General features: G+C 62.4%; 28 protein-coding genes. 10 read left to right on the top strand and 18 right to left on the bottom strand.

All coding sequences use genetic code 11. The annotated features are described in order from the left end of the window. Positions 1-119: 119 nt before the first annotated feature. Genes pgeF through GSQ88_RS06475 form a run of 4 tightly spaced genes read right to left on the bottom strand, consistent with a single transcriptional unit; the run spans position 120 to position 3,639 of the window. Complete coding sequence (gene pgeF, locus GSQ88_RS06460; protein WP_159006557.1) at positions 120-887, bottom strand: peptidoglycan editing factor PgeF; 768 nt, start codon at positions 885-887, stop codon at positions 120-122. Positions 888-906: 19 nt separating this feature from the next. After that, entirely contained in the window at positions 907-2,040 is a 1,134-nt protein-coding gene (locus GSQ88_RS06465) for a class I SAM-dependent methyltransferase (RefSeq protein ID WP_159006558.1), read from the bottom strand. Continuing rightward, positions 2,037-2,891 (bottom strand): prolipoprotein diacylglyceryl transferase, encoded by an 855-nt coding sequence (lgt, locus tag GSQ88_RS06470; RefSeq protein ID WP_159006559.1) that lies wholly within the window; start codon positions 2,889-2,891, stop codon positions 2,037-2,039. The genes GSQ88_RS06465 and lgt overlap by 4 nt, the downstream gene beginning before the upstream one ends. 16 nt (positions 2,892-2,907) lie before the next feature. Continuing rightward, positions 2,908-3,639: a dienelactone hydrolase family protein gene (locus GSQ88_RS06475; protein WP_159006560.1), complete on the bottom strand. Its 732-nt coding sequence runs from the start codon at positions 3,637-3,639 to the stop codon at positions 2,908-2,910. A gap of 272 nt (positions 3,640-3,911) precedes the next feature. Between GSQ88_RS06475 and GSQ88_RS06480 the strand changes: the two genes are divergently transcribed. The 4 genes from GSQ88_RS06480 (at position 3,912) to ychF (ending at position 7,076) form a co-directional block, all read left to right on the top strand. Then, complete coding sequence (locus GSQ88_RS06480; protein ID WP_159006561.1) at positions 3,912-4,184, top strand: accessory factor UbiK family protein; 273 nt, start codon at positions 3,912-3,914, stop codon at positions 4,182-4,184. Between the two features lie 298 nt (positions 4,185-4,482). Then, positions 4,483-5,232: a 50S ribosomal protein L25/general stress protein Ctc gene (locus tag GSQ88_RS06485; protein WP_159006562.1), complete on the top strand. Its 750-nt coding sequence runs from the start codon at positions 4,483-4,485 to the stop codon at positions 5,230-5,232. A gap of 21 nt (positions 5,233-5,253) precedes the next feature. Then, complete coding sequence (gene pth, locus GSQ88_RS06490) at positions 5,254-5,853, top strand: aminoacyl-tRNA hydrolase (protein ID WP_159006563.1); 600 nt, start codon at positions 5,254-5,256, stop codon at positions 5,851-5,853. A gap of 125 nt (positions 5,854-5,978) precedes the next feature. Continuing rightward, on the top strand, positions 5,979-7,076 hold the full coding sequence (ychF, locus tag GSQ88_RS06495) for a redox-regulated ATPase YchF (protein WP_159006564.1): 1,098 nt from the start codon (positions 5,979-5,981) through the stop codon (positions 7,074-7,076). A 154-nt stretch (positions 7,077-7,230) separates the two neighbouring features. Here the strand turns inward: ychF and GSQ88_RS06500 are convergent, their stop codons facing one another. Next, the gene (locus tag GSQ88_RS06500; protein ID WP_159006565.1) at positions 7,231-7,524 is read right to left on the bottom strand and encodes a DUF4282 domain-containing protein; all 294 of its coding nucleotides are present in this window, start codon (positions 7,522-7,524) and stop codon (positions 7,231-7,233) included. A gap of 235 nt (positions 7,525-7,759) precedes the next feature. On the opposite strand from GSQ88_RS06500, the gene GSQ88_RS06505 reads away from it, so the two are divergent. The 3 genes from GSQ88_RS06505 (at position 7,760) to GSQ88_RS34910 (ending at position 8,997) form a co-directional block, all read left to right on the top strand. Continuing rightward, positions 7,760-8,227 (top strand): MaoC family dehydratase, encoded by a 468-nt coding sequence (locus GSQ88_RS06505; protein ID WP_174247940.1) that lies wholly within the window; start codon positions 7,760-7,762, stop codon positions 8,225-8,227. Then, the gene (locus GSQ88_RS06510) at positions 8,227-8,706 is read left to right on the top strand and encodes a MaoC family dehydratase (RefSeq protein WP_159006567.1); all 480 of its coding nucleotides are present in this window, start codon (positions 8,227-8,229) and stop codon (positions 8,704-8,706) included. The genes GSQ88_RS06505 and GSQ88_RS06510 overlap by 1 nt, the downstream gene beginning before the upstream one ends. A 132-nt stretch (positions 8,707-8,838) precedes the next feature. Then, positions 8,839-8,997: a hypothetical protein gene (locus tag GSQ88_RS34910; RefSeq protein WP_174247934.1), complete on the top strand. Its 159-nt coding sequence runs from the start codon at positions 8,839-8,841 to the stop codon at positions 8,995-8,997. Between the two features lie 3 nt (positions 8,998-9,000). Here GSQ88_RS34910 and GSQ88_RS34915 read toward each other — a convergent pair whose 3' ends face one another. The 7 genes from GSQ88_RS34915 to GSQ88_RS06540 form a co-directional block, all read right to left on the bottom strand. Next, positions 9,001-9,138, bottom strand: a complete 138-nt coding sequence (locus GSQ88_RS34915) for a hypothetical protein (RefSeq protein WP_174247935.1) — start codon at positions 9,136-9,138, stop codon at positions 9,001-9,003. 157 nt (positions 9,139-9,295) lie between these two features. Beyond that, positions 9,296-9,742, bottom strand: a complete 447-nt coding sequence (locus tag GSQ88_RS06515; RefSeq protein ID WP_159006568.1) for a hypothetical protein — start codon at positions 9,740-9,742, stop codon at positions 9,296-9,298. Positions 9,743-9,900: 158 nt separating this feature from the next. After that, positions 9,901-10,233 carry a hypothetical protein gene (locus tag GSQ88_RS35545; RefSeq protein ID WP_246735095.1) on the bottom strand — a complete coding sequence of 111 codons (333 nt, stop codon included), beginning with the start codon at positions 10,231-10,233 and terminating at the stop codon, positions 9,901-9,903. After that, positions 10,230-10,889: a hypothetical protein gene (locus GSQ88_RS06520; RefSeq protein ID WP_246735096.1), complete on the bottom strand. Its 660-nt coding sequence runs from the start codon at positions 10,887-10,889 to the stop codon at positions 10,230-10,232. Before GSQ88_RS06520 ends, GSQ88_RS35545 begins: the two co-directional genes overlap by 4 nt. A gap of 217 nt (positions 10,890-11,106) precedes the next feature. Beyond that, positions 11,107-11,544, bottom strand: a complete 438-nt coding sequence (locus GSQ88_RS06530; protein ID WP_159006569.1) for a nuclear transport factor 2 family protein — start codon at positions 11,542-11,544, stop codon at positions 11,107-11,109. Positions 11,545-11,775: 231 nt separating this feature from the next. Next, the gene (locus GSQ88_RS06535; protein WP_159006570.1) at positions 11,776-12,042 is read right to left on the bottom strand and encodes a hypothetical protein; all 267 of its coding nucleotides are present in this window, start codon (positions 12,040-12,042) and stop codon (positions 11,776-11,778) included. A 121-nt stretch (positions 12,043-12,163) separates the two neighbouring features. Then, positions 12,164-12,619: a nuclear transport factor 2 family protein gene (locus GSQ88_RS06540; protein WP_159006571.1), complete on the bottom strand. Its 456-nt coding sequence runs from the start codon at positions 12,617-12,619 to the stop codon at positions 12,164-12,166. A gap of 377 nt (positions 12,620-12,996) precedes the next feature. Between GSQ88_RS06540 and GSQ88_RS06545 the strand changes: the two genes are divergently transcribed. Continuing rightward, positions 12,997-13,239 (top strand): hypothetical protein, encoded by a 243-nt coding sequence (locus GSQ88_RS06545; RefSeq protein ID WP_159006572.1) that lies wholly within the window; start codon positions 12,997-12,999, stop codon positions 13,237-13,239. Positions 13,240-14,257: 1,018 nt separating this feature from the next. Then, the gene (locus tag GSQ88_RS06550; protein WP_246735097.1) at positions 14,258-14,476 is read left to right on the top strand and encodes an SEC-C metal-binding domain-containing protein; all 219 of its coding nucleotides are present in this window, start codon (positions 14,258-14,260) and stop codon (positions 14,474-14,476) included. A 73-nt stretch (positions 14,477-14,549) separates the two neighbouring features. On the opposite strand, the gene GSQ88_RS06555 is transcribed toward GSQ88_RS06550, so the two are convergent. From GSQ88_RS06555 to GSQ88_RS06580, 6 genes are all read right to left on the bottom strand, one after another. Continuing rightward, positions 14,550-14,987: a hypothetical protein gene (locus tag GSQ88_RS06555; RefSeq protein WP_159006573.1), complete on the bottom strand. Its 438-nt coding sequence runs from the start codon at positions 14,985-14,987 to the stop codon at positions 14,550-14,552. Between the two features lie 67 nt (positions 14,988-15,054). Then, a complete protein-coding gene (gene uvrB, locus GSQ88_RS06560; RefSeq protein ID WP_159006574.1) occupies positions 15,055-18,189 on the bottom strand; it encodes an excinuclease ABC subunit UvrB in 3,135 nt (1,044 codons plus the stop codon). 204 nt (positions 18,190-18,393) lie between these two features. Then, the gene (locus GSQ88_RS06565) at positions 18,394-18,627 is read right to left on the bottom strand and encodes a hypothetical protein (protein ID WP_159006575.1); all 234 of its coding nucleotides are present in this window, start codon (positions 18,625-18,627) and stop codon (positions 18,394-18,396) included. A gap of 72 nt (positions 18,628-18,699) precedes the next feature. Continuing rightward, positions 18,700-18,948: a hypothetical protein gene (locus GSQ88_RS36065; RefSeq protein WP_159006576.1), complete on the bottom strand. Its 249-nt coding sequence runs from the start codon at positions 18,946-18,948 to the stop codon at positions 18,700-18,702. Between the two features lie 298 nt (positions 18,949-19,246). Then, a complete protein-coding gene (locus GSQ88_RS06575; protein ID WP_159006577.1) occupies positions 19,247-20,596 on the bottom strand; it encodes a metallophosphoesterase family protein in 1,350 nt (449 codons plus the stop codon). A gap of 80 nt (positions 20,597-20,676) precedes the next feature. Further along, positions 20,677-21,570, bottom strand: a complete 894-nt coding sequence (locus GSQ88_RS06580; RefSeq protein ID WP_159006578.1) for a LysR substrate-binding domain-containing protein — start codon at positions 21,568-21,570, stop codon at positions 20,677-20,679. Between the two features lie 221 nt (positions 21,571-21,791). Between GSQ88_RS06580 and GSQ88_RS06585 the strand changes: the two genes are divergently transcribed. Beyond that, on the top strand, positions 21,792-22,499 hold the full coding sequence (locus GSQ88_RS06585; RefSeq protein ID WP_159006579.1) for a glutathione binding-like protein: 708 nt from the start codon (positions 21,792-21,794) through the stop codon (positions 22,497-22,499). Positions 22,500-22,522 lie beyond the last annotated feature (23 nt).

Below are 22,522 nucleotides of genomic sequence, written 5' to 3' on the forward strand. Positions count from 1 at the left end.
CGATATCGTTAAAACGCATTAAGGTCTAGGGCGGGAATATTACAAAGATCGCTGGGCGGGCCGGTGTGGCGCGCTCCGATCGAGAAAATCTGCTTCAAGTTGAAACAGTTCGGTCGAACTCAAGGCTCCAGGACGATCGCATGAACGTGGCGGCCGTAGTCCGGCTCCTTGCGATGTACCGAGCGGCGGTAGCTGAAGAAATTCTCGTCGGCATAGGTGTCGATGCCGAGGTCGTCGATCATCAACACGCCGGCGTTTTCGAGCCGCCGCCGGATAAAGCCGGCGAGGTCGAACATCGAATGGCCCTCACGCACCGACGGAATGAAAAACAGCGCGTTCTCGGCGTCGGCTTCGATAAACCGCTCGACGAATTCGCCGCCGACTTCGTAGCTCGGCTGCCGGATCAGCGGGCCGATCGACGCGATGGTGCCGTTGCGCTCGGCGCCGAGTTTTTCCATCGCCGCGATGGTGGATTCCAGCACGCCGGTCAGCGCGCCCTTCCATCCCGCATGCGCCGCACCGATCACGCGGGCACTGGGATCGACCAGCAGGATCGGGCCGCAATCGGCCGCGGAAGCGCCGATCGCGAGCCCCTCGATGCACGTGACGATGGCGTCCGCCCGCGGTCGCGATCCGGCATCCCACGGTTCGGTGGCGACGATGACGTCAGGCGAATGGACCTGATGCAAGGTGAGAAAATGCGTCGACGGGACGCCGACCCGCGCTGCCATGCGGCGGCGATTTTCCGCGACATTGGCGGGATCGTCGTGCGAGCCGACACCGGCGTTGAGGCTTTGGTAGATGCCGCCGGAGACGCCGCCTTCGCGGGTGAAAAAAGCGTGGCGCAGGCCGGGTATCGCCGAGAGCAGCGGGGACGCAAGAGTCATGGAATCAAGAATGTCTGAATCAGGCGTCATCGGTGTCAGCCCGTGCCGCCGGCTCTTCATCGTTGAAGCCGACCAGAGAGGTGAGGCGGGGTTCTGAAACCGCCAGCACCTTGAACATCGAGCCCATGCCGCCGCGGCCGCCGCCGATCAGCCGCTTCAGTGCGCCGGCGATGTCCTCGGAGACTTCCGGCGTAGCCTTCGCCATCAGGCCAACCGCGCGGGTTTCAATGCCGAGGCGCTTAAGAAACTCGCCTTGCGGCACCGGGCCATGGACCGCCGCGCCCAAATCCTCCGCGGCGCGCACCAGCGCCTGGAAGTCGACATGGGCGGTGACGTCGGCCTGGCCCGGATTTTTCAGGGGGTCGGTGAAACTGTGGCGGGCGATCGCTTGGAAGGTGTCGCCGGCATCGCTGCGCAAATGGCCGTAATCGATGATCAGCGCCGCCCCATCCTGGTCGCGGACGCGGCTTGCGAGCTTCATGATCTCGCCGTCGGGCCGCCATTCGAACACCGCGCCGACCGGGGCGGCGCGGACCAGCGGCGGCAGCAGCACCTCGAAGCGCGGCATCGGCTCGGCGGCGGCGCCGAACGCCAATTTGCCGTTGACGTCGAGTTCCACCGTGCGCTCGTGCCAACCGGTCTCGCGCTTCACCACCTGATGGACCGGCAGCACGTCGAAATATTCGTTGGCGAGGATCACCGCGGGGCCGTCGGGCACGTCGTCGATGCCGTCGTGCCAGGCGACGTTGCGCACGCCCGACAACGCGGCCTTCTGCTTCTCGCGCAGCACCGGATTGATTTCGACCAAATGAACGCTCAGCGCCTGGTATAGCGGCGGCAACACCCGCAGCGCCCGCAGCGCGTCCGCCATCATGGTGCCGCGGCCGGGCCCAAGCTCGATCAGCCGCAGCACCGGTGGCGATCCGATCGCCTTCCATACCGAGGCCGCCCACAGCCCGAGCAACTCGCCGAACATCTGGCTCACTTCCGGCGCGGTGGTGAAATCGCCTTCGCGTCCCAGCGGATCGCGCGAGATGTAATAGCCATGTTGGGGATGCGTCAGGCACATCTCCATGTAACGCCAGACCGGCATCGGCCCGGACGACTTGATCAGCTTCTTGAGTTCGGACTGCAGCGGCGAAGTTTCGGTCACGGCGTGCCTTGAACGGAACTGGGAACGTGCTTCGGAAATTTACCGCGCCATGCCATCACGAAAATGATTGCGCCCGCAATGATCATCGGCACCGACAGCAGCATACCCATGGTGAGCCCGCCCCACAAAAATCCGAGCTGCGGGTCCGGCTCGCGAAAATGTTCGCCGATGATACGCGCAAAACCGTAAAAGGCGATAAAGCTTCCGAGGATCAGGCCCGGCCGCTTCAGCGCCCCCATGCGGATCAGCACCGCCAGCAGCGTAAACAGCACGATACCTTCAAGCGTCGCCTCGTAAAGCTGGCTCGGATGGCGCGGCAGCGGGCCGCCATTGGGAAACACCATCGCCCAGGGCACGCTGTCGTCGGCCGGCCGGCCCCATAACTCACTGTTGATGAAATTGGCGAGCCGCCCGAGGAACAGCCCGATCGGCCCGACCGCGGTGGTGATATCGCCGAGCGAGAGAATCGGCAGGTCGTTCTTGCGGCAAAACAGCATCACCGCGGCGACGCAGCCCAGAAAGCCGCCGTGGAACGACATGCCGCCCTTCCACAGTTCGAGAATCTCGGCCGGATGGGCGATGAAAAACGGCAGATTGTAGAACAGCACATAGCCGGTGCGGCCGCCGAGGATGATTCCGACCGTGACCCAGAGAATGAAATCGTCGAGTTGCAGCAGCGAGATCGGCGCCGGGCCGCCCCACAACCGCTCGTTCTTGAGCAGCGCGCGGGCGTAGATCCACCCCAGCACGATGCCGCCGATATACGCCAGCGCATACCAGCGGATCGCGATGGGCCCGATCGAGATCGCGATCGGATTGAAGACCGGAAAGGCGATGGTGAGAAAGGGCATTTAGTCCTTAAAGAGCTCAGGCAGAGAGGTTGCGGCGGTAGAGCGCGAGGAGCCGCTCCCAATGCCGTTCCGCAGCGTCGCGGTGATAGACCGGGCGCTTGGGGAACGCAAAGCCGTGATGCGTACCGGGATAGATCTCGACCTCGTTGTTGGATCCCGTCATGCCGGCTTTGACTTGCTCGATCACTTCCATCGGCGCGTAGACATCGGTCTCGGCGCAGCCGAAATACAACTCGGCCTTGGTCTTTTGTGCGGCAAGATGCGGACTGTCCGGCTGGTCGGTGGCCAGGCTCACGCCGTACATCGAGGCGGCGGCCTTGACCGCCGGAAAATGCGTCGCGGCGTTGACGGCATATCGTCCGCTCATGCAATAGCCGACCGTACCGACGATCCCGGTGTTCGCCGCCTTCTGCGTCTCGGCGTAGGCCAACAGCGCCTTGGTGTCTTCCATCACCAGCGGGATGGTGAGCGAGTGCATCAGCTCGAACATGCGCTTGCGTTCAGGCGATTCCGGATCGGGATTGATCGGCCCGAGTTCCATGGCACCGGCGCGGTAATACATGTTGGGCAGCATCACGTAGTAACCCGAGGTCGCCAGCCGGCGCGCCATGTCGCGCAATTCTTCGCGGATACCGGGCGCATCCATGTAGAAAATGATGACTGGAAACGGGCCGCCGCGCTCGGGGTGGCTGATGAAGGTGGTGGTCTTGCCGTCCTTGGTCGGAATGTCGATTTGCTGGTCGATCATGGGCGTTTCTTTTTCTGGTGTGATTTTTCGGCTTGGCCGGATGGCGCTCACTACGATTGCAAGGAAACCGCAACATGACAAGCTGACTTGGCAGACGACTTGGCAGACGACTTGGCAGGTGACTTCGCAGATGACTTGGCTTGCCGATCAAGGCTTTGCTTGGGCATTCCGGCCTTGAACCATCGGGCCGGGATCGCCATTGTGGAGGGGCAAGCCGTCCCTCTGCCAAGCCGTCCTCAAGCCACCCCACTGCAACGACCGGAGCGTCCCAGATGACCCAGACCAGCAATCGGTTTTTCGACGAGATCGGCCGCCTGATGAATGACGCCGCCGGCGCCGCCCAGGGGGTGAAGCGCGAAGTCGATACGGTGGTGCGCAATCAGGCCGAAAAAATCCTGCGCGACCTCGATATCGTCAAGCGCGAGGAGTTCGAGGCGGTCAAGGAAATGGCGCGGCTGGCGCGCGAGGAAAACGAGGCGCTGAAGACCCGCATCGCGGCGCTGGAAGCCAAGCTGGGCGGTTCGGCTTCGGGCTCGGCCATTTGAAATTCCGTCATGGCCGGGCATAGCCATCTAAAGGACGGCGTCGCTTCCGCTTGCCTTTGACCCGGCCATCCATCATTTTCAGAGACTCTTTCAAAGCGGATGGATTGCCGGGTCGAGCCCGGCAATGACGGTCTGGGGCTCAAAACCCTACAAAAATCCCTTCATTTCCTTGTCATTTCCGGACTTTGGGGCTAGAACCCCGCCACGTCCGCAGCCCCCGCACCCCTGGAGGCTTGCTGCGGCGCTCAACGGGCCGCGATGCGGCCTTTAACTTTTTGAAAAACAAGGACTTAAGACAATGGCGACCGTCAAGGAATTGAAGGCGACCACACGTCCGGCAGGCGGCAAGGGGGCCGCACGGGCAGAGCGTCGCGCCGGCAGAGTGCCCGGAGTGATCTATGGTAACAACCAGCCCCCCGTGACCATCTCGGTCGAAGATGCCGAATTGCGCCAGCGTATTCTGGCCGGCCGGTTCCTCACCACGATTTACGACATCGATCTGGAAGGCAAGAAGCACCGCGTGATTCCGCGCGACTTCCATCTCGATCCGGTGCGTGATTTCCCGATCCATGTCGACTTCATGCGGCTCGGCGAAGGCGCCACCATCCGCGTCAGCGTTCCCCTGCACATCCAGAACGCCGAATCGGCACCGGGCGTGAAGCGCGGCGGCGCCGTCAACGTGGTCACCCACGCCCTCGATCTGGAATGCTCGGTCGACAACATTCCGCAATTCATCGAGGTTGACGTCAGCTCTCTGGAGATCAGCCACTCGCTGCATCTGTCCGACGTCAAGCTGCCGACCGGCGTACGATCGCTGTCGCGCGAGGATGCCACGCTGGTGACCATCGTGCCGCCGTCCGGCTATGCCGAAGAACTCAAGGCGGCTGCGGCTGCTGCCGCGGCAGGTCCCGCTGCGACGGCTGCTCCGGCGGCCGGTGCCGCTCCGGCGGCGGGTGCTGCTCCGGCTGCGGGTGCGAAAGCTCCCGCTGCGGCCGCGAAGGCGCCGGCGGCCGGCGCCAAGCCTGCCGGTGGCGACAAGAAGAAGTAACGAAGCGCGGGATGCCGCGTCATGCGTCTCTTTGTTGGTCTCGGCAATCCCGGCACGAAGTACGCGCATAACCGGCATAATATCGGCTTCATGGCCGTCGACGAGATTGCACGGCGTCATGGTTTCGCACCATGGCGCCGTCGTTTTCACGGCGAGACCTCCGAAGCCACGCTCGACGGCGAACGGGTGGTGCTGCTTCGCCCGACAACCTTCATGAACGAGTCGGGGCGCGCGGTTCAGGACGCCGCGAACTTCTTCAAACTCGGCGAGAGCGAGATCACCGTGTTTCAGGATGAACTCGAGCTGCCGCCGGGCAAGGTCCGCGTCAAAGTCGGCGGCGGCATTGCCGGTCACAATGGCCTGCGTTCGATCTCGGCCCATATCGGCAATGAATATCGCCGGGTGCGGCTGGGGATCGGCCATCCCGGCGTCAAGGAACTGGTGCATAGTCACGTGCTGTCGGACTTTGCCAAGAGCGACCGGCCCTGGGTCGAGGCGCTGTGCGAGGCGGTGGCCGACAACGCCGGACTGCTGGTGGCGCGTCGCGACTCGACGTTCCAGAACAAGGTGCATCTGGCGATGCAGGCCAAGGGATTTTTCGAACAGGAAGATAAAGCATGACGCGTCATCGCCGGACTTGATCCGGCGATCCATCTTTCGAAGAAGATGGATACGCGGGTCAAGCCCGGGTATGACGGCCCCGAATAAATTCACGCGCGCGATGTCGCGAAGGATCGAGAAACGCGATGGGATTCAAATGCGGTATCGTCGGATTGCCCAATGTCGGCAAGTCGACGCTGTTCAATGCGCTGACTGAGACGGCGGCGGCGCAGGCGGCGAATTACCCGTTCTGCACCATCGAGCCGAATGTCGGCGAGGTCGCGGTGCCGGATGTGCGGCTCGACAGATTGTCGGCGATCGCCAAATCAGCCCAGATCATCCCGACCCGGCTGACCTTTGTCGACATCGCGGGCCTGGTGCGTGGCGCCTCAAAGGGCGAGGGCCTCGGCAACCAGTTCCTTGCGACCATCCGCGAGGTCGACGCGGTCGCCCATGTGGTGCGCTGCTTTGAGGATTCCGACATCACCCATGTCGAGGGCAAGATCGCGCCGCTGGCGGACATCGAGACTATCGAGACCGAGCTGATGCTGGCCGATCTCGACAGCCTGGAAAAGCGCGTCGACAATCTGACCAAGAAGGCCAAGGGCAACGACAAGGAAGCCAAGGAACAACTCGACCTCGTCAATCGCGCGCTGGTGCTGTTGCGTGAGGGCAGACCGGCGCGGTTCCTCACCCGCAAGCCGGAAGAAGAACGCGCCTTCGGCATGCTCGGGCTGTTGACCTCCAAGCCGGTGCTTTACGTCTGCAATGTCGAGGAAGGTTCGGCCGCGGAAGGCAATAGTTTTTCAAAGCAGGTGTTCGAGCACGCCAAGAAGGAAGGCGCGGTCGCGGTGGCGATATCGGCCAAGATCGAATCCGAGATTGCGACGCTGTCACGCGCGGAGCGCGCGGAGTTTCTCGATACGCTTGGCCTCGAGGAAGCCGGTCTCGACCGCTTGATCCGAGCCGGTTACCAACTGCTCGACCTCATCACCTATTTCACCGTCGGGCCGAAGGAAGCCCGCGCTTGGACCATTAATCGCGGCACCAAGGCGCCGGCGGCGGCGGGCGTCATCCACACCGATTTCGAAAAGGGTTTTATCCGCGCCGAAACCATCGCCTATGCCGATTACGCCGCGCTGAACGGTGAAGCCGGCGCCCGCGATGCCGGCAAGCTGCGGCTGGAAGGCAAGGAGTACGTCGTCGCCGACGGCGATGTGATGCATTTCCGGTTTAATACTTAGAAATCAGAGCAGCGCCCGCCTCACTCTCGGCGTCATCCTGAGGTGCTCGCTCTTGCGAGCCTCGAAGGATGGCCGCAAGCACCGCGCTGAACACCATCCTTCGAGACGCATCGCTGCGCGATGCTCCTCAGGATGATGGTGGGGTTGTTGAAACCTAGTGTCCCTGCCCCTGGTCGCGGATCGCGCCGAGGTGTTCGTTGATGCGAAACACGATCAGGATGAATTCGGCGGCGATGCGCGAGAAGATCACGCCGACGATCACGCCGGCGATGGCGGACAACAACATGATGAATCCGCCGAACGGGCTGATCGCCATCATGGCGAGACCGGAAAAAATGCCGGAGATGCCGAACAGCACGATCAATGCGATCACCAGCCAGTAAAAGGTCTTGATGATGGTGGGCGTGATGAAGCGATCCCACTGAAACAGATCCTGAAAATCAAACATCGCTCGTTCTCCCGGCAAGTCGAATGTGATTGGCGTCCAATCCGGCTCCTGATGGCACAGGGCCTAGCTCCGAACGCCGTCTTGAGCAAGTCGAGCAAAGGACCGGCAAGACAGGGCAAGTCACGGACCGGACCGACGGGCGATGTCCGCCCGCGGACACGAGCCATGCTCATCGATGGCTTGAGATTGCTGCAAATAACGGCCACAATCAGGCCTCCCTCCGGCAATCCCCATGATGACGCTGACCCTCGAAGATTTTAAGCTCGGCCATTTCGGCAGTTTCGGACCGCGTCATGTCACGCGCGAGGAAATTCTGGCGTTTGCCGCCGAGTTCGATCCGCAGCCGATGCATCTCGACGACGAGGCGGCGAAGCGTTCGTTGCTTGGGGGGCTGGCGGGCTCGGGCTGGCATCTTTGTTCGATCATGATGCGGATGATGTTCGACGGCTTTATCGGCCGTACCGCGTCGCTGGGATCGCCTGGGGTCAATGAGTTGCGCTGGCTGGCGCCATTCCGCCCGGGAGACGATTTGACGCTGGACATCGACGTCACCGAGGCCAGGGTTTCGCAGAGCCGCCCGCAAACCGGGATCGTGACGTTCCATGGCGTGGTCCACAACGCCGCCGGGCTGGCGTTGTGCGAGATCGTCACGCCGATCATCGTCAAACGCCGCGCCGATGCGGCCGCGGAGCAACCAGGCTGATGCGTTTCTTCGAGGACCTCGAGATCGGGCAGCGGCGTGAACTGGGATCGTTCACCTTCAGCGCGGAACTGATCCGGAAATTCGCGACAGAGTTCGACCCGCAGCGCTTTCATCTCGACGAGGAAGCGGGGCGTAACTCGCTGTTCGGCGGATTGGCCGCCTCGGGCTGGCATGTCGGGTCGGTCTGCATGAAGCTTTTGGTGGCCGACGGGCAGCGTCAGTCCGCGGAAGCGGCCGCGCGCGGCGAGAAGGTCGCGGTCTGGGGGCCGTCGCCGGGGTTTCGTGAGTTGCGCTGGATCAAGCCGGTGCTGGCCGGCGACACCATCAGTTTCGCCAGCGCAATCGAAACGCTGCGGACCTCCGAGAAGCGTCCCGAATGGGGGATCGCGCAGGCCCGCAACAGCGGCGCCAACCAGCGCGGCGAACCGGTGTTCTCGTTGCTGGCGACGGCCTTCGTGCCGCGGCGCAGTGCCGGCTAGCCAAGGCAGCGCCGGCGCAGTCTTTCGTAAACCATTTTGCATCAAATGCGCCTGCGAGAGGCAACCTTCTGGTAACGCATCTTAACCCTGTGCCCGCATAGTCGATCCACGGGGGACGGGCAGGGGAACACGATGGCGGACCGTAGCGGCTTGAAATTTCTTGGCTTTATCTTCGCAACCGTGACCCTGGCGGTGATGCTGGCCACCGGGATGGTGGTGAAGGGCTATGCCGACGGCGCCTATTCGCTGGAGACCAATGCGAGCCTGGGCCACCCCATTGCGGCTCGCTAGCGCTTAACGGCTCCAGGCCAGCGCCAGGACGATCACGGCCAGCACCAGCAGACCGACAAACCGGATCATGATGGTGCCCATCCGAGGCGCATCATTCCGCAGCGGAATCGGATCGGCATTATCCGGCCTGATAGTCTGCATGAAACTCTTCCCCCCACACCGCGCCTAGCGCCGCAATAGCGCTCTGTCTTGGTCGCGAATCAGGTCGGTTAAGTTCAATACAAATTGGTTAAAATATAGCCGCCGCGCTCCCCGGCCGGGGAGGGCGGCGGCGATGATAAATGGAAGATCTAGGCGATCAGCTGTTGCGCAACCCGTCGGCGGCGCGTTTCCACTGCGTGACGTTGTCGGCGATCATGCGGGTGGATTTCATCGCGGCCTGGCTGAGCTGGGCATAGCCGGAAATTTCCCGCTGCACCCGCTGTCCCTCGGCATGCAGCAGGTCGCGCAGGCTTTCGAGCTCGGAAATCAGGTTCTCGATTTCCGCCAGCGACGTTCCGGCGACGCGCTGGATCAGCGAGTTGACGTTGTTGACGGTGGCTTCCGTGCTGGGCTCCAGCGCGGTCTCGGTGGTACCGCCGGCGGTGCTCACCGCACCCGTCGTTGTTGCCGGGCGGCGAAGATAGGCGACGTCGTTGCGCACGAAGTCGCGGATGCCGGCCTCGACTTCCGAGACGGCGGCCAGGTTGCTGTCCACGTCGGGAGAAGTTGATTCAGTTTTTTCAGAACGAGTGATAGCGTTCATCGGTCGTACCCCTTTGCGCGTTTAAGCGAGCGCGGATTGTCCCCCGCACGACGAAAGTTGAAGTGTCGCCATCAGGGCGATCGATTTTGACCGCATCGGGGCCAATATGCGGCAATGGTCGATCTTTCGCGCGACCAAACAAAACATCAGGTCCGTGGTTACCAGCTTTGCTTGAAGCCGGCGGTGACGCTCTTGTTGGTGGTGCCGAGCGGGGTTTCGCCGATCGAGCCCGAGATGCTGACGCCGCCGAACAGCTTCTGCTCGGCGCCGACCTTGCGCAGCCATTTGTCGTCGCTGGAGGAGAGCGACTGGCCGGCGCTGAAACTGGTGCCGGTGTCTGCGATGCTCAGCTTCGCCGATTGATCGGTGGCGTAATTCTGCGCCGGACGTCCGATGATGCCGGGCACCGGCACGACACCCTGCTCGATCAGATTGTAGCCATTCTCCAGGCTCAGCGAATATCGCTCGCTGAACGGCAGCGATTTGCTCAAGGAGGTCCCGAGCCTGGTCTGATCCTGCGACGGATCGACCCGCGCTTCGACCGACGTCTTGTCCCAGATCGGGCCCGCGCCCGGCGCGGTGATCGCCGCCCATGCGGTGCCGGAGGATTGCGGCAGGCTGCCGCCGTTCGCCAGCCGCGCGGACAACAGCTGGGCTTCCTCAGCGTCTGCGGCGGCCCGGTGACGGTCATGTCGGCGCCGACCTTGGCGTCGAGGAAGGCCGAGAGAGACTGCTTCACCGAGACGTCGGACGAACCATTCGGCTTGTTGCTTTCCGACCATGCCGCGTCGGTGCCGGGCGCTGGCTTGGGGGCGACCCGCGCCTTCGACGCCGGGGCCCAAGTCAGCGTCGATGGATCGACCTTGAGCTGGCTCCAGTCGAACTCGAGGGGCTTGCCGTCGGCGTCCTTGACGGCGGCATCCTTGGTCTCGCCGTCCTTGGCGGCGGCGCTGTCCGCGGCGGGCGTCTCCGGGTCAGCCGCGTCGGCATCGGCATCATCCGGCTCGGTGCCGGATTGCGCGGCCGGCGGGTCGGTCTTCATATCCTTGGGCCAGATCTGCGCGCCCGCAGGGCCGATCGCAGCCAAGCCGATGCCGGCCGCCAGGATCAGCAGCCCGCATAGCCCGTATCGTCGTGTCGAAGTCATAATCCCGCCCGCATGCCTTGCGCGCGAAGATGCGTCTCAACCCGCGCAAAATTGTGGCGGACGCAACGTGGGCGTCGAGGCTAGAGCCTCTTCCGTTCCGATGGAATCGGAACGGGGCTCTAGTCTTTTGTTTTGACGCGTTTTCTTCACGCGAACCGGTACCCACGGAGCCTGTCATCGGGCGCGCATTCGCGCGACCCGTTGGCTCGAAAACGCTCTATACCGCGACCATCTTCGGCAGATGGATCGCACGCCCGAGCGTCTGCTCGACCAGATCGAAGGTGTCGATGAGCACGCGAATGCTGGTCAGCCGGCCGGCCCTGAACTTGGCGAAATGAGCCAGCCGCAGGCTGACCGGCTTGTTGGAGTCGAGCGCGGTCAATGAATAGCGCATCATCGACGCCGCGGAATCCTCCGCCAGCATCACCGACTCGCGATCGAAGCGATGGATCCGGACATTCTCGGCGATCTGCCGGATCACCTCCAGCACCGCGGCCTTGCCGCGGCGCGCGCCAAGAAACGGAAACATGTCGATCGGGCCGTAGACCGTCCAATCGACGTCGTCGTCAATCAGGCCCGAGAGATCGGCGTAATGGCGTTCGTTGATCGCGCGATGCAACGCGCGTGAGAAACGCCAGAGACTATGCTCTGTCATTGGTCAAGATCCTGAATTTGATCTGCAAATGCGCAAACAGCCGTCCAAGCGTCATTCGCGACGCCGCGGCCGATTGCTGAATTTCACTATAGAAGTCCAAATAGACGCAGTTGGCCGGAATGCAATCTGCAATTTTGCATTGCACAAATGCGGGGAGCTTCGCTTCACCTCTCCCAACGGGAGAGGTGAAGCGAAATCGCGACCGATTCAATCAATAATAATCCCGCACCGCTACCGGTCGTGCCGCTGCATCGGCTCGCGTTCGATCGCGATCTCGTTGTCGCGCGCGGCCATCACGCCGAACAACAGCGCGCCGGCCAGTCCGCCTAGCCCGGCGCCGAGCGGCATGAAGGTGAAGAACACCAGCATTCCGCTATAGCCTTCGAAATTCGAGGTCTTGAAGATTTCGGTCCAGGCCAGTCCGGCGCCGATACCCAGCGCGGCGCCACCCAGCGCCCCCAGCACAAGACCCAGCAGCGCAAGCAACGCAATTTTCATGACAATATTTTTCGTAAATATAGATGTCGCGAGGCGCAATAGCTCGACATTAGTCGCGGCCCGACACATCGAGGTTCAACGCGGCTGAAAAAATAAGCCGCGAGGTGCGGGCGCGATCGGCTCAGCGCCGCAGGGTGTCGCGCACGCTGGCGGCAAAGGAATCGGTCAGGTCCCGGCCGAGCAATTGCTGGACGAAATCGAACGAGTCGAAAAATGAGCGGTGCATCAGGATCAGCCCGGCGCGGAAGGTGAAGAATTCGGCGCTTTCGAGATGGACGACCCGATCGTCATCGTGTTTGCGCAGGCTGAGAAACTGCATCGTTGCGATCTTGTCGCCATCGACGGCCATGAACTTGAGATCATATTTCCGGCTTGAGTAGCGCTGTTGCTGGGTCCGGATCGCCTCAGTGACCCAGCCGTTGCCGTGCTTGTGGCCGAGATGCGGAAACAACTCGATCGGCGCATAGGTGATGCTGTCGATCGCCTCATCGCAGCACGCCGTCGCGGTTTCGGCGTCGCCGGCATAGAACGCGTCGAGAAATTTCAGCAGGCTTTGGCGATTGAGATCCTCGGTCATTTCCCTGCTCTCCGCCGGCGTTGGACCCGACTCGCATCACCGGACCATCTTGAACTGAATCTTGGTAGGATCAATCGCCCAGATCGTTCAAACCAGGCGGCCGAGCCGAAGATTGCCGCAACCGAAACGTGTATCTCGGTTGTCATCTCCCGGCCTCATGCGCAATTGTGCACGAGGACCGGGGGATCCAGTACGCCGCTGCTTCTCGCTTCTTTCACGCGCTCTCTGCATGCTGGGTCGCACTTGAATGGTGGCGATGGCTTCCTAGCTGACTTCGGTCGATGCGGAATGGAACCGGATCGCCGGTTGCGCAGTTATCCAACCACGTCGCATCGACGAAAAGGCCGAGACGAAAGTCCGCAGAGGAATTTGCCGCCATGAAAACCATTGCCACCTTGTTCACCATTGCCGCGCTGACGCTGGCGGCCAACGCCGCCGACGCCAAGGGCTGCATCAAGGGCGCCGTGGTCGGCGGCGTCGCCGGTCATTATGCCGGCCATCACGGCGTGGTCGGCGCCATCGCCGGCTGCGCCTACGGTCGGCATCGCGCCAAGGAGCAGGCGCGGCAACAGCAGGACCAGCAGCCAGGCCAGCCGCCCATCGACCAGGGCAAACTGTAGGGTTTCTTCCGTCATTGCGAGCGTAGCGAAGCAATCCACGGCTCCACTGCCGCCCTGGATTGCTTCGTCGCTTCGCTCCTCGCAATGACGTTGACGCATATTCCGGAAACGAGACAAGCGCTGCACGCGCGTGCCCATCGGTGGTCCGTGATTCACTTGTCAGACAGCCCATTCATTCAAGTCCGTCATTGCGAGCGTTAGCGAAGCAATCCAGGCCGCGAGCAAAGAGCTGGATTGCTTCGTCGCTTCGCTCCTCTCAATGACGTTGATGACGATGCGCCATCCTCCGCCGTCATACCCGCGAAGGCGGGTATCCAGTAACACGAGGCGCTACGGATCAATTTCCAGCGTCGCGGAATACTGGATCATCCGCCTTCGCGGATGATGACGAACGTAGGCATTCCCGCGACAGCACCCGCCCGAGTTTTGCAAATTCATCGGCCCCCAAAATACAGAGGGCGCAGGGAAGACCGGGTGCGCGCTGCACCCGCGGTCTCATGTGCAAATGGAAATAGCAAAACGCACATGAGCATACAGGTTCAGCGGAAGCAGTCCGGCCTTCCCTGCGCAATGGTTTACAGCTTATATCGTGCTCTCCCCGGAGAGACCTGGCTTGCTTGTCACCGTCGCTCGCGTGATACAAAACATCATCGCGAACTTGACACCTGCCATCGGGGCGTCAGGACCACACGACTTCGCCGTCCGCATCACGCGCCGTTCGTCAAAAGCGCATCCGCGTCCACCGCTCCCCGCGCCCAACGTCCGTGACGATCGCGAAACGCCCCTCTCATGGGGCACGGGATGGCTTGATAAGCAGGTGATTTGCGTCAGAAGTCAAGGATAATTTCTGAAAATCAGAAATAATGGGCGGCGAGGGTGTGGACAGGCAAATCAGTGGCTTGCCTGTCGGCGATGTCGGCGATGTCGGCTTAGTCGCCGCGCCGCGCGGCTTCCGGAACTGCGAAAGTCGTGATAGTCAGCCGGCGCGGCAATCAGCCGTGTTTGAACCAACGGAGGTGTGCCATGCGCAAGCATCGCGATATCGAAAACCTCCCCTGCTTTCAGCGTCACGCGTAAGCGGCGGAAGTCCTTCCCCTCGGAAACTCATGTCAAGCGTGGACGGCGTTTCGTTCACGGCGACGTTGAGTTGACCGGAAAACTCGGCCGCAACGATCTATGCCCATGCGGCTCCGGACGCAGGTTTCAAAGCCTGCTGCATGAAGTCCGGCGCGTATGACGGATCGAACCGGGATGACTACTTTCAGGGAATAGTCGGAGCTGACGCTGCTCAGTGGCGTCAGTCTTTGATTCTATTCAGGAGTGATCGTGATGGAGGTGACATTCGCTCGGATGGTCCCGTAGGCCCCAAAGCAAGGTTCTAATTCGATCTCCAATTCTCCAGGTGTGCAGCCAACGCCCTGTTCCCATAATTCGATTTGCCGGTCACCCGCTGGCGATAATTTCAAGCCGCCAATGACATTCTGGTGGCTAAAACCTCGAACAGCCACATCGATCCAGGCTGCCAAGGTGAACTTAACGATCGCTGACTTTCTTAGGCGTTCCAAGCGTATGCTGAGGCAGCTTGAGCCGGCACGATCCAAGACTAACGAAACGACTTCACCATCTCCGAATTCGGGGGCGCCATCGCACCACTTGAGTAATTCAGGGCCGCCCGGTATTTTCATCAAGACGGCTGCCGTTTCCTTGAGTTCTTCTTCATGCTTCTGGCGAGCTTGATCAATTGTCATGTTTGCCGTCTGGCGAGTGCTAGCTAGGTGGGTTCGTCTCGAAAAGTCGAATTTGCTGACTGTGAGTCTATCGCTTCTTCCACCCACCCCGATGTCCCGGCGCGCCGCCGCTCGATCGCGGGGAGGGGCCGAATTCGGGACCGGATTGGCGGGAGTCGGTGGGCTGGATCACCTTGCTGGTGCTGCCGAACGGTTTTGCGGGTTTTGCGCCCTCGGGACGGAAGGGCAGGGATTCCGGGCCGTGCATTTCGTCGAGATGGGGTTTGTGGACTTTGGTGGCAGCGCGCGGGGTGTTGTTGCCGCCGCGCTTTGACGAGCCGCGCGGCAGGTTGGCCGACTCGCCGTATTTCTTCGCTCCGGCATAGGCGCCGGCCTTGTTCTGCACGGTGCGCTGTTTGGCGGTGGGGTCGTCGACCACGGCCAATTCGGTGGCGCGGAGGCGTTTGACTTCGTCGCGCAGGCGGGCGGCTTCCTCGAAATTCAGGTCGGCGGCGGCTTCGCGCATGCGAGTTTCGAGGTCGGCCAGCACGGTCTCGAAATTATGTCCGATCGAGATCACGTCGTCGGCCATGCCGCCGTCGCCGATTTCCACCAGCACATGGTCGCGCTCATAGACGCTGTTCATGATGTCGCCGATGGACTTCTTGATGCTCTCCGGCGTGATGTTGTGCAGCGTGTTGTATTCGACCTGCTTTTCGCGGCGGCGGTCGGTTTCGGCGATGGCGCGCTCCATCGAGCCGGTCATCTGGTCGGCATAGAGGATCACCTTGCCGTCGACGTTGCGCGCGGCGCGGCCGATGGTCTGGATCAGCGACGTCTCGCTGCGCAAAAAACCTTCCTTGTCGGCGTCGAGGATCGCGACCAGCGCGCATTCGGGAATGTCGAGGCCCTCGCGCAACAGATTGATGCCGACCAGCGCGTCGAATGCACCGAGCCTGAGGTCGCGAATGATCTCGATGCGCTCGATGGTGTCGATATCGCTGTGCATGTAGCGCACGCGAATGCCCTGCTCATGCAGATATTCGGTGAGGTCCTCCGCCATCCGCTTGGTCAGTACCGTGATCAGGCTGCGGTAGCCGGCCTGCGCGGTGGCGCGGACTTCGCCGACGAGATCGTCGACCTGGGTGCGCGCGGGACGGATATTGACCGGCGGATCGATCAGGCCGGTGGGACGGATCACCTGCTCGACGAACACGCCGCCGGACTCGTTGAGTTCCCATCCGCTCGGCGTCGCCGACACCGCGACCGATTGCGGGCGCATCATGTCCCATTCCTCGAACCGCAGCGGACGGTTGTCCATGCAGGAGGGCAGGCGGAAGCCGTATTCGGCCAGGGTCGCCTTGCGCCGGAAATCGCCTTTGAACATGCCGCCGATCTGGGGGACCGTGACGTGGCTTTCGTCGGCGAATACCAGCGCGTTGTCGGGGACATACTCAAACAGTGTCGGCGGCGGCTCGCCGGGGCGGCGTCCGGTCAGATAGCGCGAATAGTTCTCGATGCCGGCGCAGCTGCCGGTGGCTTCCATCATTTCGAGATCGAAGGTGGTGCGCTGCTCCAGCCGCTGCGCTTCCAACAGGCGGCCCTGGTTGTGGAGCTGGTCGAGCCGCATCTTCAGTTCGGATTTGATCGACTTGATCGCCTGCACCAAGGTCGGGCGCGGCGTCACATAATGCGAATTGGCGTAGATCTTGATGAATTCGAGCTCGTCCTGCTTGTGGCCGGTGAGCGGATCGAACTCCTCGATATTCTCCACGGTGTCGCCGAACAGGTTCACGCGCCAGGCGCGGTCTTCATAATGCGCCGGGAAGATGTCGATGACGTCGCCGCGCACCCGAAAGGTGCCGCGGGTGAAATCGGCCTGGGTGCGCTTGTATTGCAGCGCCACCAGATCGGCGATCAATTGCCGCTGGTCGATGCGCTCGCCCTTCTTCAGCGCGAACGTCATCGCGGTGTAGGTCTCGACCGAGCCGATACCGTAGATGCACGACACCGACGCCACGATGATGACGTCGTCGCGCTCCAATAGCGCGCGCGTCGCCGAATGGCGCATGCGGTCGATCTGCTCGTTGATCGAGGAGTCCTTCTCGATATAGGTGTCGGTCCGCGGCACATAGGCCTCGGGCTGGTAGTAGTCGTAATAGCTGACAAAATACTCGACGGCGTTGTCGGGGAAGAAGCTCTTGAACTCGCCATAGAGCTGGGCGGCTAGCGTCTTGTTCGGCGCCAGGATGATCGCGGGGCGTTGCGTCGCCTCGATCACCTTGGCCATGGTGTAGGTCTTGCCGGAACCGGTGACGCCGAGCAGCACCTGGGTGCGGTCCTGCCGGCTGATGCCCTCGACCAATTCCTTGATCGCGGTCGGCTGGTCGCCCTTCGGCTCGTATTCGGACTTGATCACGAACGGCACGCCGCCTTCGGATTTCTCCGGGCGTGGCGGACGGTGCGGCGTCCAGACTTTCACCTCGCCGCCTTCGCCCTTGAATTCGGGACGGCCGTCGCGGATCAGCGCATCCAGCGCGTCCGCGGTGGCGGCGACGCCGAGCGCCTCCATCTTGTTGCGCGGTGGCCGCGCCATCGCGGCGGCGTCTTCCTCCTCGGTGGTGAAGCCGAGCTGTTTTGCCAGTTCCGGATCGAGCGTCGGGATCGTCGCCGAGGTGCCGTAATTGGCCGGCGCGAATTCTGATTGCGGCGCTTCGGCGAAGCCGGGTGCCTTTTCCCCTCCCCCTTGCGGGGTCCGAGGCGAGCGGAGCTCGCTCTCGAGGTCAGGGGTGGGGGTAGCTACGGGCGAAGTGCTTGTTGCTCCCCCCACCCCCGACCCCTCCCCGCGAGGGGGAGGGGAGAAGGAGTCAGTGCCTGTTGCAGCATCGCCCTTCGCTTTCCTTCCACCCGCCGGCTGCGGATTTTGCCGCAGCGGCGTCGGATAGGGATCGGCGCCGTCTTGCGGAAAATTCTTCGGGGTCGACGCCCGCGCGCGATGCGCGGCGGCTTCGCCGCCGGCGCGGCGATCCCACGAATTATCCGGCGGCGGCTTCAATCCCGTGCCGGACCCCATGCCGCTTTCGCCGCGATTGATCGCGGGATTGAGCAACTCCGCCAGCGCCGGCCCGATCGGTTGGACGTCGGGGCGGTGGGCCTTGGATTTAGGGACCTTGGATTTCGGGGTTTTGACGGGCTTTTTGGGAGTGTCCGGGTTCTTCGCCATGTCCGGAATATGGGGCGAGTCCGGCGGCGAGAAAAGGGCAAAGGCCCTTAGCTAGTTTATTGTTTGAGCATGATCTTTTTCGGAAAACCGGTTTCCACTTTTCCGGATCATGCTCCAAGTCTGGCGCGTTCCATCACGCCCGGCTGCTGCCATCAACTGACATCGCAAGGGGAACAAGACGACCGGCGACGAGACAACAAGCTCTCAGGCAGGCTGCTCTTCGGGCGCGCGGGCCGGATGCGCCAGCGGCGGGGCGTTCAGGATATCGAGATGGACCCCGCCGCAGTCGGTGCAGCGCATCGCCCAATATTCCGACCTGGACCTCGGCTTGGCGCGCCCCGCGATCACGCTCAGCACGGCGAGATCGCCATTGCAGTCCGGGCAATGCGATCGCACGGCGGTGGAAGGGGCGGGGGTCTTCGGCACGATTTGCAGCATGGTCGTTGGCGCCTTTGGTACGGTCGGATGGGCTTTGCGGTTAGACGGCTTTACGGTTAGACGGCTTTACAGTCAGAGGGCTTGGCGCTCGGCGTGCGACTTGGTCGCCGCCGCATATCGCCGGCCGAAATGGTCGATATGGCCTTTCGCGTCCGCGATCGCGGCGTCGGAATCGGACCACGCAACTCCGAGCTCAAGGACCGGAAAGAGCACGCCATCGATCACGACCGGCGCTGCATCGGCGCGCCTGATCCGGGCGTGCCACAGATTGCGGCCAGCCTCGAAGGATTCGATGTCAAAACCGTCATAGAGATGGACCATGCGGAGTTCCCCCTGAGCTACGCTGGAACCCGATCCGACCATGTTTCCGCCAAAGCAAATGTGATCTGGTTCACATTTGCCGCCTTTTTTCCGGCCGCGGCGAATTAGCGCCTAGTTTCGGACTTCACTCTCCGACGTCATCCTGAGGTGCTCGCCGTCTTCGGCGAGCCTCGAAGGATGGTGTTCAGCGCTGTGCTTTGCGGCCATCCTTCGAGGCTCGCAAGGGCTCGCACCTCAGGATGACGGCGGAGATAGCTTCACAGCCCTCAGGACGAGGTCCGAAATGGCTTCACCGCCCTCAGTTGGCGACCATGTGGCGGTCCGCCAGCCGGACGGTGACCATGTCGTAGCGGGACTGCGCCAGGGATTGCAGCCCGACCTGGTGGAAGCCGATCTTGAGATAATCCTTGTCGACGTGGATCCGCAGGTAGCCGTAATTATGGTCGTCATATTTCGCCAGCAACAGGTGCTTGACCTTGGCAACGCCGCTTTGATCGAGGTAGCCGACATCGGCGCTGGCAACCGGCTCCACGGCGGTCTTGCCGCGCTGCGCCCGGACCAGGGCGTTGACGTTATGCCCGCCGTCGCCGCAGACGATGAAGGGGACGTTGATCTCGTTGCCGCCGAAATCCATGATCCGGGTGTAACGCTGATAATTATGGGCGTGACCGGACAGGAAGGCGTGCGGATAAACCCCTTCCTCCTGGCAGACGGTATCGATCTGTCGCAGCATCGCCGTGCTGCAGCCGTGATTGCCGCCGGTGCCATCGGCCTTGCTCGGCGGCGAATAGCTGAACGCCGGATGGTGGGTCGCCAGCAGCAGCGCGCCGGCGAATTTCTGCTGCTTGACCCGTCGCAGCTGCGCTCGCAGGAAATCGATCTGGATGTTCGAGACCGGCCATTTCCTCTTTTTGTCGAGATTTGAAATCACGCCGGGATCCTCCAGCGCGTTGCTGAACAGGCCGATGATCCGGACGAACGGGGCGTCCAGCGTGAAGTAGACGCCGGGCTGGGTCATCGCGGTGCGGCGCAACGAGCCGGCTTCCGGCGTGATCACGACCTGTTTGGAGCAGAAATTGCGCTGAAAGGTTTTCAGCGGCGCGTCGGCAGGCCGAGTGCCCGGCACGATGAACGAGTCGTGATTGCCGGGGATGGCAAAGATCGGCGCGGGATAATTGCGGAACGGGTCGTAGAACTGATCGTAGTAATAGCGCGCCTCGCCGAAATTATAGACGACATCGCCGAGATGATAGAGGAACGCGGCGCGGTCGGCCTCCGCCGAGGAGGCGCAATCCAGCGTCACCTGATCGGCGACCCGCAACTCGTTGGGATATTTCCCGGCATTCGAGGCGCCGGAATCGCCGAGCGCATGGAACACGATCTTGCCGGCGTGGGTGATCTGCTTGACGATCTCGGGCCCGTGATGGCCATAGGCCTCCGCCAGGCTGAACATCGCGTCGTCGCCGATCCGCGATTTCGGAATTGCGACCACGTCTTTTGTCGCGAGGTCTCCGATCTGCTTGTACAGCGCGTCGTCGCTGCCATGGGACGTGGAAAATCCGGTGGGATCGGGCAGCGATCCGTCGGCGCCGAAAATCGGCTCGTGAAACACCGGTTGCGGAAGTTTTGTGAGGGGCGCTCGTGCCATCGCGATGTCTCCGCCAAAAATGTTGTCGGGATATTATGCGGCAATATTACAACTTAAAGACGCGCGCCGGAAATCGGAAATCATCGGCGCGGCGGGCGATCGGCGGAGCCGGTCGCGGCGCGGATGATCCAGCGCCGGAACGCGGCGAAATCGCGCTGGTCGGTGCGGAAGCTGCGATAGACCAGATACCATCGCATCCCCTTCGGCACCGCGAGTGCGAACGGCGCGATCAGCCGTCCGGCGGCCAGATCGTCGTCGATATAGGGCCGGATGCCCATCGCGATGCCCAACCCGTCGCTGGCTGCCTGCAACGCCTGGCCGTAATATTGCAATTCCGGTCCACGCGCGGTGACGCGCGCGACACCGGCAGCCTTGAGCCAGCGCGGCCAATCATCGGGCGAATGCGCCACGCGCAACAGGCTCGGGCCTTTCAGGTCGCTGGGGCGCTTGAGCTGTGCGGCGAGCCGCGGCACGCAGACCGGCAACAGGTCGGCGGCGAACAGCGGCTCGGCGACCAGATCCGGCCACGCGCCGTCGCCGAGCTGGACCCCGCAGCTCCAATCATCCGCAAAGGGGGCGGCCATCCCGCCGGTGGTGATCCGCACCTCGATGTCGGGCTCTTGTTTGCGGAAATCCGCCAGCCGCGGGATCAGCCATCGCATCGCGAAGCTTGGACCGACGCCGATGGTCAGGACCCGGACCCCGGAGGGCGCGGTGACCTGCGCGGTCAGGCTCGCCAGCGCGTCGAAGATCGGCGTCAGCCCGCTCTGATAGGCGCGCCCGGCCGGCGTCATCACCAGACGGTTGGCCTTGCGCTCGAACAGCGCGATGCCGAGCCGCTGTTCCAAAAGATGCACCATCCGGGAGATCGCCGCCGCCGACACGTTGAGTTCGAGGCCGGCGCCGGCAAAACTGCCGCTGCGCGCCGCCGCCTCGAACGCCTTGATGCCGTTGAGAAACAATAGCCGCCGCATGCCCGACCCTCAGGAAAACTGGTGCATGGCACAATAATCCGGTTTGCGCAGGCGGCACAACAAAGGCAGGAAACGCGCGAGCTGACCGGATCACTTCGCCGGGATGCCCAGCGCCCGTCCTTGACTTGATGTCCTCGATGCGATGAACTTCATGCAATCGCATCCAATTTGGGGCTGCACGCTAAAAGCGATGCCGCCCGTCAGCAGGACAGGAACGCACCATGATCGATCTGCACTACTGGAGCACGCCGAACGGCCACAAGATCACGATGTTTCTCGAAGAGACCGGACTGAAATACAAGATTTTCCCGGTCAACATCGGCAAGGGCGAGCAATTCAAGCCGGAGTTTCTGGCGATCGCGCCGAACAACCGGATTCCGGCGATGGTCGATCATGAACCGAAAGGCGGCACCAAGCCGATCTCGATCTTCGAGTCCGGCGCGATGCTGCTGTACCTGGCGGAGAAGACCGGCAAATTCCTGCCCACCGACCTCTACGGCCGCACCGATGCGATCCAGTGGACGTTCTGGCAGATGGGCGGGCTCGGGCCGATGGCCGGCCAGAACCATCACTTCCGCAACTACGCCGTGGAAAAGATCGAATACGCCATCAACCGCTACGTCAACGAGACCAACCGGCTCTACGGCGTGCTCAACAAGCGGCTCGCCGACCGCGAATTCGTCGCCGGCGATTATTCGATCGCCGACATGGCGAGCTATCCCTGGGTCGTCGGCTACGCGAACCAGGGCCAGAACATCGACGACTTTCCACACCTCAAGCGCTGGTTCGAGACCATCCGCGCCCGGCCCGCGACCGAACGCGCCTACGCCAAGGCCAGGGAAGTCAATCCGAATTTCGGCCAGCCGGTGAACCGCACCGAAGAAGAGCGCAAGATATTGTTCGGCCAGACCGCGGCGGTGGTGAAGTAGCGAAGCCAGGCGGCAAAACACAC

It is taken from the genome of Bradyrhizobium sp. S69 (assembly GCF_009766005.1).
Taxonomy (GTDB): domain Bacteria; phylum Pseudomonadota; class Alphaproteobacteria; order Rhizobiales; family Xanthobacteraceae; genus Bradyrhizobium.